This window comes from Nocardioides sp. P5_C9_2 (assembly GCF_054049555.1).
Genome location: NZ_JBFUMD010000045.1, coordinates 1 through 13,091, shown reverse-complemented (window position 1 = coordinate 13,091; position 13,091 = coordinate 1). Strand labels below are relative to the sequence as shown.

The window sequence follows — 13,091 nt, the reverse complement described above, 5'->3', positions numbered from 1 at the left end:
GCGTGACCCCCTCCGCGCGACGCACGGCGTCCTTGAGGGGCAGGAAGTACGTCCCCTCCCGCGGGAACATCGACGTCGTGAAGACGGTCTCCCCCACCCGGGCGGTCACCGGGACGACGCCCCAGTAGGCCACCTCCGCCTTGACCTCGTCGATCATCTCGGCCTCGTCCGGCGGCAGTGGCACGAAGTGGTACGGCGCGGGGCCGCGCCACTCGACCACCTCCCCGGCGAACTCCAGCTCCATGCCCGCACCATAAAGGTCTTGCCGCCGCCCTGCCCGCCCACGAGGGTGGCCGGTATGGACGGTTTCGACCCGATGAACAGCTTCGGCCCCGACGTGGTCGAGAACCTGGTGCCCACCGCCAGCGCCTCACCTTCCCGAGCGAGCTCGACCTGATGGCCCGGGTCACCGGCCTGCGGCTGGCCGAGCGCTGGGGCGGCTTCGGTCGAGATCCCTTCACCGCGCGCAGCGAGCGCCACGTGAGCGTCTACACCGCCGGACGGCGAGCGCGGTGACCGGGCGAGCCAGGATCGTGCACGCCGTCGTGGCGCTCGCGTTCCTGGTGATCGCGRTCGGATTGGTGCGCGCGGCCACCAACGGGCATCCGATGTCGGTGGTCGACGAGCACACCCACCTCGACACGGCGTTCAAGGTGCACGACGGGACCTACCCCTACCGCGGGGCGCTCTACAGCCAGCAGCTGGTCGAGGAGTGGGCGTGCGGGGTGGGCCACGACGGCGGCGCCACCCTCGCGCCGTGCGGCCACCCCGACCTCGGACCGGTCAGCCTCCCCTCGGGCCAGCTGACCAGCGGCTACATCCACTACCCGACGTACTTCCTGCTCGCCGAAGGCTTCCGCGCGGCCGTCGACCCGGTGACCGAGCTCGACCCGGTCGCGACCTACCGGCTCTTCAGCTCCCTCACGGCCATGCTCGGCATCGCGACCTGCGGGTTCGTGGGCTGGCGCCTCGGCCTGCGGGGAGCCGCGCTGCTCGCCGCCGCGACCCTGCCCTCGGCCGCCAGCGCCCTGCTGCTGTACGGCGAGGCGTTMAACCCGATGTCCCTCACCGTGGCCGTCTCCGCGGCCTTCGCCGGCTTCGCCCTCACCTGGGTGCGCACCGGACGCGGCTACTGGGGTGTGGTGTTCACCACGGTGCTCGCCGCCGGACTGTCCGTCACCACCTCGCTGCCGGCAGGCGCGATGGTCCTGACCGTGCTCGCCGGGGTGGTCCTGCGGGCGCGCGGCCGTCCCGTGCCCGGGCCGTGGCAGCCGCGGCTGTGGCATGCCGGCCTCCTCGGCGTCGTGCTCGTCACCCCGATCGTGGTCTTCAACCGGGTGATCGAGTCGCGGGCGACGGTCGACAACTCCGCGCTGTACTCGTTCAGCCCGACCACCGGGGCCGGGGCGACCACGGTCGGGTTCGTCGGCGAGCTCGTGTCCCTGCACACCCCGTGGATCAACGGCGACTCGCTGCGCGTGAGGAGCGGCCACCTCGTCCCCGAGCTCCTCCGCGCCGCCGTCGTCGGGCTCCCACTGATGCTCACGATCGCGGTCTTCGGCGGTCTCGTCTGGGCCCTGGTCGCTCGGACCAGGGACAGGGACAGGGACAGGGACGGGAACGGGTCGGGAGGTGGCCCCCTGTCCCCCGCCGAGCGGCTGCTGGCCGTCGGCACGCTGGCCGGCCTGATGCTCTACGCGCCGCTGCTGCGGGTGTCCAACGCGATGACGTTCGGGCTCGACTTCCCGATCGTCAGTCGCTACTCGACGGCGTTCGCGCCGCTGCTCGTGCTCCTTCTGCTGGCGTCCGTCCGGTCCGGGACCGTGCTCCGCGTGCTCGCCGCCGCAGGGACGGTCAGCCTCGTGGGGCTCAGCATGGCCGGCTACTGAAACGTGCGGGATGCGGGAGATCCGCGGGCACACCCCCTCACGTGCGACCCACGTCACCACCGATCGGCGACACTGGGACCCATGACCGAGCTCCCACGCAAGGCCTTCTCCCGCAGCGCCCGCCTGGCCGCCCTCCCGCTGGGCTACGCGGGGCGTACGGCGGTGGGCTTCGGCAGGCGCCTGGGCGGCGCCCCCGCGGACACGGTCCTCACCGAGGTGCAGCAGCGCACGGCCGAGCAGCTCTTCCGGACCCTCGGGGAGCTCAAGGGCGGGGCGATGAAGTTCGGCCAGGCGCTGAGCGTCTTCGAGGCGGCCCTGCCGGACGAGCTGGTGGCGCCCTACCGGGAGAACCTCACCCGGCTGCAGGACGACGCGCCGCCGATGCCGACCCAGACGGTGCGCGACCAGCTGACCGCCCATCTCGGGCCGGACTGGTCCGACGACCTGGTGTGGCTCGACGGCGGCCCGACCGCCGCGGCCAGCATCGGCCAGGTCCACCGGGGGCGGTGGCGCGACGGACGCGACGTGGCGGTCAAGGTGCAGTACCCCGGCGCCGGCGAGGMGCTGATGAGCGACCTGCGCCAGATCGCCCGCGTGGCCCGCGGCGTGGCCCCCGTCTTCCCCGGCATCGACATCAAGCCGCTCGTCGCCGAGCTCCAGGCCCGCGCCGCCGAGGAGCTGGACTACACGCTCGAGGCGGAGGCGCAGCGCACCTTCGCCGAGGCCTTCCGCGACGCCCCCGACTTCGTCGTGCCCGATGTCGTCGCCGTGGGCGGCGAGGCCCTCGTCACCGAGTGGCTGGAGTCGCCGTACTCACTCGCCCACGTCATCCGTGAGGGCACCCGGGAGGAGCGCGACCACTACGGCGAGCTGCTCGCCCGCTTCATCTTCGTCGGCCCGTCCCGCGCGGGGATGCTGCATGCCGACCCCCACCCGGGCAACTTCCGCCCGATCCCCGGACCGGACGGCGAGCCCTGCCGGCTGGGGATCCTCGACTTCGGCGCCGTCGCCCGGTTGCCCGAGGGCCGACTCCCCGAGGCGATGGGCCGCCTCATCCGCGTCGCCACCGAGGCCGATCCGGAGTCCCTCGTCGCGGGACTGCGCGAGGAGGGCTTCATCAAGGACCACGTGCAGGTCGACCCGCAGCTGGTCCTGGACTACCTGTCCCCCTTCATCGAGCCGGCGCGGATGGAGACCTTCCGCTTCAGCCGCGAGTGGATGCGCGCCCAGTTCGAGCGGATCAACAACCCCCGCGACCCCGCGTTCACGCTGGCCACCAAGCTCAACCTGCCGACGTCCTACCTCCTCATCCACCGCACCTGGCTCGGCGGGCTCGGACTGCTCAGCCAGCTCGAGGCCGAGGCACCGTTCCGGCAGATCCTGATCGACCACCTCCCCGGCTTCGCCACCGACTGAGCGGCTCGGTCAGTCCTCCACCCAGAAGCCGCGGCCGCCGCCCATCCAGTCCCCGAAGTGGTCGCGGTACGACGACCGCGAGCCGAGGTAGGAGCCCACCACCGCTGCTCCGAGGTCGTCGAGCTCCGGGCTGACCATCTGGCCGCCGACCCGCTTGGCCATGGAGTCGATGAAGCGCGCCAGCCCCGGGTCCTCGCCGAGCCGGAAGAACGTCGTCTGCGCCCCGAGCCGCTGCGCGTTGTCGAGCTCGCGCACGGCGTTGGCGATGGTGACCGGGTGCGGCGGGTAGTCGAAGAACACCTCGCCGTCGGCCTCGAGGTGGGCCGTGGGCTCACCGTCGGTCACCACGAGGAGCACCGGCTGGGCGTTGGGGTGCTTGCGGAAGTGCCGGTTGGCGAGCAGCAGCCCGTGGTGCAGGTTGGTGCCCTTGTCCCACTGCGCGTCCAGCGCCGTCAGCTGCTCGATCTCCATCACCTGCGCGTGCCGCCCGAAGGCGATCAGCTGGAGCGCGTCACCGCGGAAGCGCGAGCTGACCAGCTGGTGCAGCGCCAGCGCCGTGCGCTTCATCGGCACCCAGCGACCGTCCATGGCCATCGAGAACGATGTGTCCACCAGCAGCGCGACCGCGGCCTGGGTGCGTGCCTCGGTCTCCTGCACCTCGATGTCGTCGATGCGCAGGCGGACCGGCAGTGCCGGGCCGCCCTCCCCGGCCGTGCGCACGATCGCGTTGGTGATGGACCGGGTGACGTCCCACGGCTCGGTGTCTCCGAACTCCCACGCGCGCGTCGCGCCGGACAGGTCCCCGGCGGCACCGGCGTGCCGCGTCTCGCGCTGGCCCTGCCGCCCGCTCATCCGGGTGGCGACGTCACGCAGCAGCGCCTTGCCCAGCTGGCGCATGGCCCGCGGCGAGAGCCGCAGCTCGCCGTCGGAGCCGCGCTGGAGGTAGCCGGAGTCGCGCAGCGCACGCTCGAGCTCGGTCAGGGTCCGCGCGTCCACCGCCGCCTGGTCGCCGAGCTGGCGGGCCAGGGCGTCGAGGTCGACGTCCTCCATCCGCGCCCCGCCGTACGACTGCGAGAGCTGGTCGGAGAGCCGGTCGAGGTCGGCGAGGTCCTGCAGCGCGCCGGTGCCGTCTCCGAGCCCGAGCCCCTCCTCGCCCTCGAAGCGCTCGGAGCCACCCCAGTCCTCGCCCGGACGCAGCCCCTGCAGGTTGGCATCCATCCGGGCCAGCTGCTCCATCAGCTCGGGCGAGCCGAAGGCCTGCTGCGACAGCTCCATCAGCTCGGCCCGCTGCTCGGGCGACATCGAGGCCATCATCCGCTGGGCGGCCGCCGCGCGCTGGGCGAGCGAGTCGAGCAGCTCGTCGATGTCCTGCGGCTGCTCGGGGAAGAAGTCCCCGTGCCTGTCCATGAAGTCGGCGAAGTCCTGTGCGGTGTCCTCACCGCGGGCGTGCTTCTCCAGCAGGTCGTTGAGGTCGCCGAGCATCTCGTTGACCGCGGCGCGGTCCTCGTCGGCGGCCCCCTCGAGCGCCTGCTTCATGCCCGCGAACCGCTGGTCGAGCAGCTCGCGTCCCAGCAGGTCCTTGATCTCCTCGTACGCCTCGCGCGCCTCGCTGCTCTGCCAGTCGTACGACGCCAGCTCGCTCACCGCGGCCGCCGTCGAGGGCGGCAGCTGGTCCAGCTGCATCTCGCGGAAGGTGCGATCGTCGTCGTCCATGACCACGTCGCGGGCCAGCTGGCCACGCTCGGCGAGCACGGCCTTGTCGAGCAGCTCGCGGACCTGCTCCATCGTGCCGTCGAGGTTGTGCCGGCGCAGGATGTCGCGACGCCGCTCGGCGATCTGGCGGGCCAGGTCGTCCAGGCCGCGCTGGTCCTGCCCGCCGCGGCGCAGGAACTCGCGCATCGCGCGCTCCGGGGAGGCGCCGGCCATCACGTCCTGGCCGATGTGGTCGAGCGCCTCGGCGAGGTCGACCGGCGGCGCCAACGGGTCGCCCCCGTCGTACCGCCGGTAGCGGCTCACGACGCCCTCCCCGGCAGCCGCTTGCGCATCCAGACGTCGTCGGGCCAGGGCTCGCCCGGAACCCGCTCGGCCTCCTCGAAGCCGTGCGCACGGTAGAAGCCGAACGCCTGCTCGTTGCCGTCGACGACCTCCAGCCACAGCTCGTCGCCCTCGACGAGGTCCTCGATCGCGCCCAGCAGGAGGCGCCCGATGCCGCGGCCCTGGTGCTCGGGGTGGACGTAGAGCTTCCACATCACCTCGCGGTCGCCACTCACGTGCGGGAAGTCCCGGTGGGAATCCCGGAGCCGACCGAGGTTGGCCATGGCGACGACCTCACCGTCGCGCTCGGCGACGACGTGGGCGTTGCGCTCGAGCGACGCCGCGAACCTGTCCGGGACCCACCACTCGTCGAGCATCCGCTGGGCGTACGCCGCGTCGATCGGGCCGTAGGTCGGCGGGACGACCGCCTCGCCCAGGGCACGCAGCCCCGGCACGTCGGCGAGCGTCCCGGGACGGAGGGTGAGCACCTCAGCCATAGACGGTCTCCCGGCCACCGGTCTCCTTGCCGACCTTGCGGGCCAGGTAGAGGCCCTCGAGCGCGAGCTCGATCGCCGAGGCGCGCTCGCCGTCGTCGGTGGCGCCGAGGCGGTCGGTGATCTGGTCGTAGAGGTCGGACTCRCCGAGCACGGGCAGTCCGGCMAGGAAGTCGCGGGCGCTGACCTGCTCGCCGGTCGTGACCATCGAGCCGGCCTCGATCGCGTCGACCAGCAGCGCCATGTCGATGCCGCGCAGGTGCTGGCGGACGGTCTCGGCGACCGCGGTGCGCAGCAGGTGCGTGAGGATCTCGGACTCGCGACCCTCCTCGCCGGTCTCGAACTCGACCTTGCCGCCGAGCACGTCGACGGCCGTCTCGAGGTCGACGATCCGGGCCACCGCGCGGTCCTCACCCTGGACGGTCGCCCGGTGCAGCGCGGCCGCCGCGATCGTCTCGGCGCCGGCGATGGCGAAGCGGGCGCTCACGCCCGAGCGCTGGTCGACGCTGCCGGACTCGCGCAGGTTGCGGGTGAAGCGGGCGAGGATCTCCACGATGTGGTCGGGCACGTGCGCCTGGAGGGTCGCCTCCTGCCGGACGACCGCGACCTCCGCCTCGAGCTCGGTCGGGTAGTGGGTGCGGATCTCGGCGCCGAAGCGGTCCTTGAGCGGGGTGATGATGCGCCCGCGGTTGGTGTAGTCCTCCGGGTTGGCGCTGGCGACCACGAGCACGTCGAGCGGCAGCCGCAGCACGTAGCCGCGGATCTGGATGTCGCGCTCCTCCATCACGTTGAGCATCGCGACCTGGATGCGCTCGGCGAGGTCGGGCAGCTCGTTGATGGCCACGATGCCGCGGTGGCTGCGCGGGATCAGCCCGAAGTGGATCGTCTCCGGGTCGCCCAACGACCGGCCCTCGGCGACCTTCATCGGGTCGACGTCGCCGATCAGGTCGGCCACCGAGGTGTCCGGCGTGGCCAGCTTCTCGGCGTACCGCTCGTCGCGGTGCCGCCACGAGACCCGCAGGTCGTCGCCGTACGTCGCCGCGGCCTGGCGCGACTGCACGGTGATCGGCTCGAAGGGGTGCTCGCCGAGCTCGGAGCCGGAGATCACCGGTGACCACTCGTCGAGGAGGCCGACGAGGGTGCGCAGCAGCCGGGTCTTGCCCTGGCCGCGCTCGCCGAGCAGCACGATGTCGTGACCGGCGATCAGCGCCCGCTCGACCTGCGGGATCACGGTGTCCTCGAAGCCGTGCAGGCCCGGCCACGGGTCGACGCCGTCCCGCAGGCGGGCCAGCAGGTTGTCGCGCAGCTCGTGGCGGAGGGTCTTGAACTCGTGCCCGGAGGCGCGGAGCTCGCCGACGGTGCGGGGCAGTGCGGTGGATGCAGTCTCGGTCACCCCGACCACGCTAGTCCGGCACACAAGGCACCCGGGGTCGGGACCAACGGCCCTGCTCGTCGCGCTCCGACCGGACGAGCATGGGTGGCACCTGACGAGACCGGAGGTGGGTGGCATGGCCGAGCTGAGGGAGCTGAGCCGCAGCGAGTGCGAGACGCTGCTCCGGCGGGGCGTCGTCGGGCGGGTGGCCATCGCGGCGCCGTCGGGCCCGCACATCATCCCGATGAACTACTCGATCAGCGAGAGCTCGGTCGTCGTCTGCACGACGCCGTACAGCCTGTTGGGCACCTACGGGCGCGAGAGCCTGCTCGCCTTCGAGGTCGACCACGTCGAGCACGCCCGCCAACGGGGGTGGAGCGTCGTGGTGCGTGGTCGCGCCGAGCCGGTCGAGGATCCCGCCGAGCTGCGCACCCTGGTGCGGATCCTGCCCCGGCCGTGGGCAGCGGGTCGTCGTTCGCTCTACCTGCGCATCCCCCTGACGGAGGTGACCGGGCGGCGTCTCGGTGACGGCTGGGACCTGGAGGAGACGCTCCCGGTCAGCCGTGTCCTGTGACCCGCGGGACCCGGACCGGACCTCGGGTCACACCGTGACGATGACGGCACCTTTCGAGCACCCGTCCCTGTCCGGGCCCGCCGGGGCCCTGCTGGACGCCGTGAGCGCGATCTCGAGCGACCTCGACCTCGGCAGCGTGCTGACACGCATCGTCACGGCGGCCACCGAGCTGACCGGTGCGCGGTACGGCGCGCTCGGCGTGATCGGCGCCGACGGGCGCCTGGTCGAGTTCGTCACCACCGGGGTCGACGAGGCGACCCGAGCGCTCATCGGCGACCTTCCGCACGGTGGCGGCATCCTCGGGGTGATCATCGAGGACCCGTCCGGGCTGCGCCTGGCCGACCTCACGACCCATCCGGGCTTCGTCGGCTTCCCGGCGAACCACCCTCCGATGACCACCTTCCTCGGGATGCCGGTGCGCATCCGGGGCACGGTCTACGGCAACCTGTACCTGACCGAGAAGCGGGACGGGCAGCAGTTCACCGAGGAGGACGAGCAGCTCCTCCAGGCGCTCGCCCGCACCACCGGGCTCGTCATCGACAACGCGCGCACCTACGGCCTCAGCGAGCGCAGGCGCCGGTGGCTGGAGGCGACCGCCGAGCTCGGGGTCGCCCTGGGGCCGCCGGTGCACCCGGACCGACGGCTCGCCCGGATCGTGGAGATCGCCCGCACCGTGTCCGGGGCCCGGGCCACCGCGCTGCTCGCCCCCGACCCGGCCGACGACACGGTCGCCGCCGACGCGGCCGACGCCGACCTCCTGCGCGAGCTCTCCGACCTGGTGCGCAGCGGTCCCGACCTCGACGAGACCGCACCCCCCCTGCTGTTGAGCCTCGACGGCGTCGACGCCGTCGTCATCCCGGTTCGCGCCCACCTGGCCCCGGTGATCGCCCTGGCCGCGCTCTTCGAGAGCAGCTCCCCCCTGCACGAGGCCGGCGAGCGGGAGCTGCTCGCGACCTTCGCCGACCAGGCCGCGCTGGCCCTGGACCGGGGGCAGGCCATCGCGGACCGGCAACAGCTGGCCGTCCTCTCCGACCGCGAGCGGATCGCCCGCGACCTGCACGACGTGGTCATCCAGCGACTCTTCGCCACGGGGCTCCAGCTCCAGGGCGTGGCCGCCATGGCCGTGTCCGGCGACGTGGCGAGTCGCCTGGACGAGGCGGTCTCCGGCCTGGACGACACCATCAAGGCCATCCGGGGCACGATCTTCGAGCTGCAGGACGGGCATCGGCCCTCCCTGCGAGCCGACATCCACCGGCTCGTCGGCGAGTACGCCCCGGCCCTCGGCCACCAGCCCGTCGTACGGACGTCGGGGCCCCTCGACACCGCAGTCCCGACCCCGGTCGCCGCGCAACTGCTGCCGGTGCTGCGGGAGGCGGTGTCCAACGTCGCCCGGCACGCCTTCTCCCGGCGGACGGTGGTCGAGGTGGATGTCGACCCGCTGGAGCTGGTCCTCACCGTCGTCGACGACGGGGTCGGCCTGCCCGAGGACCCCACCGAGAGCGGCCTCAGCAACGCCCGACGTCGGGCCGGCGACCTGGGCGGCACCCTCGAGGTGCGACCCCGCTCCCCCCGTGGCACGACGCTGGTGTGGCGCGTCCCGCTCGGCTGAGGCCCCCGTCCCGCTCGACCGGCAGACACGACGAGACCCGCCCGGAGGCCCGGGYGGGTCGGGTCGTACTGCGGGAGCAGGGCTCAGGTCAGGATGGGGTACTTCCGGACCATCCGGGTCCGTCGCCACTGGCGCCCGAGGCCCCACGTAGCACCCGCCCCGGCGAAGAACAGGACCGCCATGGCGATGACGCCGATCAGGTGGTCGTCGACGAACGGGTTGTTCTCGAGCCGGAAGGACGCGGCGTACATGAAGGTGTACATCAGGGCACCGGCCGCGGTGCCGATGCGCATCCCCACGCCGAGCATGAGGGTCAGCCCGATCCCGAGCAGGCCGATCATGAAGAGCCAGTCGACCCAGGCCTGGCCGGCCATCGAGTTGAAGGTGCCCTTGAACCAGTTGCCCTCCGGAACGCCGAAGGTGAGGAACCCCTCGGTCGGGCTGCCGCCGTTGATCCAGGCCGCGTCCCCGAAGCGGTCGAGGTTCCCCTGCTGGTCGTAGCCGGTGCCGAACCCGAGCGCGAAGGTCTTGTCGAGGAACGCCCACAGGAACGTCCATCCGAACGCGAGGCGGAGCGCGGCGATGGAGCGCTCGAGACCGACACCCGTCTCCGTGGTCTCCGACGTGGTGACGCCCTCACTGGTGATGTGGTGGTGGCGATGGATGACGGCCATGACGATCCCTCCAGAACTGAATGGGCGATGGTGCCTCAATGCACCTCCACTCTCGTTCCAGCGGGGATCGGCGGTCAGGGGACGAGGTCCCCCCGGCCGACGCCGAAGGTCCTCAGGCCTCGGGACCGAGAAGCTTGGAGGCCAGCACGGCCGCCTGCGTACGCCTCTCGAGGCCGAGCTTGGCCAGGATGCTGGACACGTAGTTCTTCACCGTCTTCTCGGCGAGGAACATCCGCTCCCCGATCTGGCGGTTGGTCAGCCCCTCGGCGATGAGACCGAGCAGCTTGAGCTCCTGCTCGGTGAGCTCCGCCAGCTCCGGGGCGGTCGCCGGTCCGTGCCGCACCCGCTCCAGGACCCGCGCGGTGAGGGCCGGGTCGATGAGCGAGTTGCCTGCCGCCACCTGGCGTACTGCGGTGACCAGGTCGCTGCTGCGGATCTCCTTGAGGACGTAGCCCGACGCACCCGCCATGATCGCGGCGAAGAGCGCCTCGTCGTCGTCGTACGACGTCAGGATGAGCGCCCGGATCGTCGGGTCGACGGCACGGACGGTCCGGCACACCTCGATCCCGGACCCGTCGGGCAGGCGGCCGTCGAGGACGGCGACGTCCGGGCGCAGGGCCGGGATGCGCGCGCTGGCCTCGACCGCGGAGGCCGAGTCGCCGATGACCTCGATGTCCTCCTGGCGCTCCAGGAGGAACTTCAGGCCCTCGCGGACGACGTCGTGGTCGTCGAGCAGGTACACGCGGATCTTCTCGGTCACGATGCCATTGGACCAGATCGCGCGTCCGGGCGGGAGGATCGCGCGTGCTGGTCCAGTTTGCCCATGGCGTGGGGCGCACCCGAAGCGCACGATGGGGTGAACCAAGGAGGCCCCACATGTCACTCGCACGCAGTGGGGTGGCGTTGATGATCCCGGTCACCGACGTCGCCCGATCGACCCAGTTCTACCGTGACTCCCTCGGGCTCGAGTACACCGGCACCAACGACGAGGGCAGCGCCGCGTTCGCCGTGGGCAGCGACTCCCAGCTGGTGCTCCTCCCCCGTCCCGAGAGCCATCCGTCGGAGAGCACGGCGATGAGCTTCGAGGTCGACGACGTCGCCACGGAGATCAGCGCCCTCGAGGGTCGCGGCGTCGTCTTCGAGGACTACGACATGCCGGAGCTCAAGACCGTCGACCACGTCGCGGAGATGGGCAGCGAGCGGGCCGCGTGGTTCAAGGACCCCGACGGCAACGTCCTGTGCCTGCACCAGGACCTCACCTGACCCCTCACCTCAGAGTTCGACCGCRCCGTCGACCGACTCCCGGATCAGGTCGGCGTGCCCGGCATGCCGGGCGTACTCCTCCACCATGTGCACCATGATCCAGCGCAGCGTGGCGACCTCGCCGTCGCTGCGCGGTCGGCGAGCCGGCTGGTCGAGGCCGCCGGCGGCCAGCGCCTCGTCGAGCGCCGCGTCGGCACGGGCGACCTCGACGTCGTACATCTCCCGCAGCTCCTGCGGCGTGTCGTGCCGCGCGGAGCTCCAGTCCCAGTCCTCGTCGGCGTCCCAGTCGACGTCGGCCCAGAACCCCACCGGCGGCCGGTCGTGCAGGGCGATGGTGAACCACCACTGCTCGACGAAGGCGAGGTGCTTGATCATCCCGCCGAGCGTCATCACCGCGGGGTGGCCGGGAACGGTGGCGGACAGCTGGTCGGCGTCGAGGCCGCCGGTCTGCGCGCGGATCGTGTCGCGGTAGTAGTCGATCCAGCCGCGCAGCATGCTGGTCTCGTCGGCGGCGAAGGGCGGGTCCTGCGGGTAGCTCGACATGACCGGCACGCTAGCCGGGCTCGTCCCCACCGGCACCCGGGTTTCCCGGTGCCGGTCGTAGGGTCGGCCGCGTGGCTCTCACCCGTCCCTGTCCGTGCGGCTCCGGGGCGGCGTACGACGCCTGCTGCGGACCGCTGCACCGGGGCACCGCCCTCGCCTCGACCCCCGAGCAGCTGATGCGCTCCCGGTTCTCGGCGTATGCCCTCGGCGAGAGCGACCACGTGTTCCGCACGTGGCACCCGCGCACGCGTCCCGACGACCTCGCGCCGGACCCGCGGCTGACCTGGACCCGGCTCGAGGTGATCGAGGCGACCGGCGACGAGGTGGAGTTCCGGGCGCACTACGAGTCGCCGGACGGTCCGGGGGTGCTCCACGAGCGCAGCGTCTTCGAGGAGCGCCGCGGGCGCTGGGTGTACGTCGCCGCCGTGCCCTAGGAGCGGGGTCGCACGAGGCGGACCGGAGCGGTCAGGCGACCAGCAGCTGCTCGCGCTCGGCGCGGAGCCGGCGCAGGTCCTCCAGCGCTGCGTCCCGTCGCCGGACGAGGACCTCGAGGGTCTCCMCCACACCCGCGGTGGCGACCCGCACCTTGTCCGAGGCCTGCCGGATCCGGTCCCGCACCGCCCAGTCGCTGAAGATGTTGTCGAACCACACGTCGAAGAACTGGGTCATCTGGTCGACCTCGATGCCGCCCACGGCGTGCAGCCCGACGTCGGCGAGCTCGGTGGCCAGGTGGCCGAGCGCGGCGTCGGCCTGCCGGATCACCTGGCCCGCCTTGTCGAGGCGGTCGTACTTCACCATGTCGGTGACCATCCCGCCGCCGAAGAACGTGTCGTACGTCGACCAGGAGCCGGCGCTGCCGAGGTGCTCGGCCGCCTGGTGCAGGGCGCCGAGGGCGTGGTCGGCGGCGGCGCCCGCCTCGTCGTGCTGCGCCAGCTCGGCCTCGCGCGTGCCGAGAGCCGCGGCCAGCCCGGTCAGGCGGTCGGCCACCGCGGCGGACGCCGGGTCGGCGGCCACCTCGGCCTCCCGCTCGGCGAGCAGCGCCGCCCGGCGGGCGGCGAGGTCGCCGAGGGCGTTGATGYGGACCACCAGCTCGGTGACCTCGCGGTCGGCGGCCACCCGGCGGGCCTCGGCCTCGGCAGCGGCGTACTGGGCGGCCTACACCTCGGACCGCTCGCGGTCGAGGTCGGTGTCGCGGCGGCCCCGCAGGCCGGCCAGGATCCGGG

General features: G+C 72.5%; 14 protein-coding genes. 6 read left to right on the top strand and 8 right to left on the bottom strand.

Annotated features, from left to right (window positions below):
• On the bottom strand, nt 1–244 hold a 244-nt coding region (locus tag ACXJKL_RS04110; RefSeq protein WP_457205783.1), incomplete at its 3' end, for a DUF1905 domain-containing protein.
• 268 nt (nt 245–512) lie between these two features.
• Here ACXJKL_RS04110 and ACXJKL_RS04105 point away from each other — a divergent pair.
• Nucleotides 513–1,889 (top strand): hypothetical protein, encoded by a 1,377-nt coding sequence (locus ACXJKL_RS04105; RefSeq protein WP_457205782.1) that lies wholly within the window; start codon nt 513–515, stop codon nt 1,887–1,889.
• Between the two features lie 81 nt (nt 1,890–1,970).
• Nucleotides 1,971–3,305, top strand: coding sequence for an ABC1 kinase family protein (locus tag ACXJKL_RS04100; RefSeq protein ID WP_457205781.1), 1,335 nt, complete (start codon nt 1,971–1,973; stop codon nt 3,303–3,305).
• A 9-nt stretch (nt 3,306–3,314) separates the two neighbouring features.
• On the opposite strand, the gene ACXJKL_RS04095 is transcribed toward ACXJKL_RS04100, so the two are convergent.
• From ACXJKL_RS04095 to ACXJKL_RS04085, 3 genes are read right to left on the bottom strand one after another with little or no spacing between them, the layout of a single operon-like run.
• The gene (locus ACXJKL_RS04095; protein ID WP_457205780.1) at nt 3,315–5,321 is read right to left on the bottom strand and encodes a vWA domain-containing protein; all 2,007 of its coding nucleotides are present in this window, start codon (nt 5,319–5,321) and stop codon (nt 3,315–3,317) included.
• Entirely contained in the window at nt 5,318–5,836 is a 519-nt protein-coding gene (locus tag ACXJKL_RS04090) for an N-acetyltransferase family protein (protein ID WP_457205779.1), read from the bottom strand. Before ACXJKL_RS04090 ends, ACXJKL_RS04095 begins: the two co-directional genes overlap by 4 nt.
• Nucleotides 5,829–7,226 carry a magnesium chelatase gene (locus tag ACXJKL_RS04085; RefSeq protein ID WP_457205778.1) on the bottom strand — a complete coding sequence of 466 codons (1,398 nt, stop codon included), beginning with the start codon at nt 7,224–7,226 and terminating at the stop codon, nt 5,829–5,831. The genes ACXJKL_RS04090 and ACXJKL_RS04085 overlap by 8 nt, the downstream gene beginning before the upstream one ends.
• 115 nt (nt 7,227–7,341) lie before the next feature.
• Here ACXJKL_RS04085 and ACXJKL_RS04080 point away from each other — a divergent pair, with 115 nt between their 5' ends.
• Both ACXJKL_RS04080 and ACXJKL_RS04075 read left to right on the top strand, forming a co-directional pair.
• The gene (locus ACXJKL_RS04080) at nt 7,342–7,779 is read left to right on the top strand and encodes a pyridoxamine 5'-phosphate oxidase family protein (protein ID WP_457205777.1); all 438 of its coding nucleotides are present in this window, start codon (nt 7,342–7,344) and stop codon (nt 7,777–7,779) included.
• A gap of 40 nt (nt 7,780–7,819) precedes the next feature.
• Nucleotides 7,820–9,388 (top strand): GAF domain-containing protein, encoded by a 1,569-nt coding sequence (locus ACXJKL_RS04075; RefSeq protein WP_457205776.1) that lies wholly within the window; start codon nt 7,820–7,822, stop codon nt 9,386–9,388.
• 83 nt (nt 9,389–9,471) lie between these two features.
• Here the strand turns inward: ACXJKL_RS04075 and ACXJKL_RS04070 are convergent, their stop codons facing one another.
• On the bottom strand, nt 9,472–10,062 hold the full coding sequence (locus tag ACXJKL_RS04070) for a hypothetical protein (protein ID WP_457205775.1): 591 nt from the start codon (nt 10,060–10,062) through the stop codon (nt 9,472–9,474).
• Between the two features lie 112 nt (nt 10,063–10,174).
• Nucleotides 10,175–10,822 (bottom strand): response regulator, encoded by a 648-nt coding sequence (locus ACXJKL_RS04065; RefSeq protein WP_457205774.1) that lies wholly within the window; start codon nt 10,820–10,822, stop codon nt 10,175–10,177.
• 116 nt (nt 10,823–10,938) lie between these two features.
• Between ACXJKL_RS04065 and ACXJKL_RS04060 the strand changes: the two genes are divergently transcribed.
• Complete coding sequence (locus ACXJKL_RS04060; RefSeq protein ID WP_457205773.1) at nt 10,939–11,325, top strand: VOC family protein; 387 nt, start codon at nt 10,939–10,941, stop codon at nt 11,323–11,325.
• 9 nt (nt 11,326–11,334) lie between these two features.
• Here ACXJKL_RS04060 and ACXJKL_RS04055 read toward each other — a convergent pair whose 3' ends face one another.
• Nucleotides 11,335–11,868: a DinB family protein gene (locus ACXJKL_RS04055; RefSeq protein WP_457205772.1), complete on the bottom strand. Its 534-nt coding sequence runs from the start codon at nt 11,866–11,868 to the stop codon at nt 11,335–11,337.
• A 71-nt stretch (nt 11,869–11,939) separates the two neighbouring features.
• Between ACXJKL_RS04055 and ACXJKL_RS04050 the strand changes: the two genes are divergently transcribed.
• Nucleotides 11,940–12,302 carry a YchJ family protein gene (locus ACXJKL_RS04050; RefSeq protein WP_457205771.1) on the top strand — a complete coding sequence of 121 codons (363 nt, stop codon included), beginning with the start codon at nt 11,940–11,942 and terminating at the stop codon, nt 12,300–12,302.
• Nucleotides 12,303–12,333: 31 nt separating this feature from the next.
• Here the strand turns inward: ACXJKL_RS04050 and ACXJKL_RS04045 are convergent, their stop codons facing one another.
• Nucleotides 12,334–12,984, bottom strand: a complete 651-nt coding sequence (locus tag ACXJKL_RS04045) for a hypothetical protein (protein WP_457205770.1) — start codon at nt 12,982–12,984, stop codon at nt 12,334–12,336.
• Between the last annotated feature and the right edge of the window lie 107 nt (nt 12,985–13,091).

What these genes read in the sequence shown, in the direction of transcription:
- ACXJKL_RS04090 (WP_457205779.1), bottom strand. Translation starts at nt 5,836, where the DNA reads ATGGCTGAGGTGCTCACCCTCCGTCCCGGGACGCTCGCCGACGTGCCG.
- ACXJKL_RS04080 (WP_457205777.1), top strand. Translation starts at nt 7,342, where the DNA reads ATGGCCGAGCTGAGGGAGCTGAGCCGCAGCGAGTGCGAGACGCTGCTC.
- ACXJKL_RS04075 (WP_457205776.1), top strand. Translation starts at nt 7,820, where the DNA reads ATGACGGCACCTTTCGAGCACCCGTCCCTGTCCGGGCCCGCCGGGGCC.
- ACXJKL_RS04070 (WP_457205775.1), bottom strand. Translation starts at nt 10,062, where the DNA reads ATGGCCGTCATCCATCGCCACCACCACATCACCAGTGAGGGCGTCACC.
- ACXJKL_RS04060 (WP_457205773.1), top strand. Translation starts at nt 10,939, where the DNA reads ATGTCACTCGCACGCAGTGGGGTGGCGTTGATGATCCCGGTCACCGAC.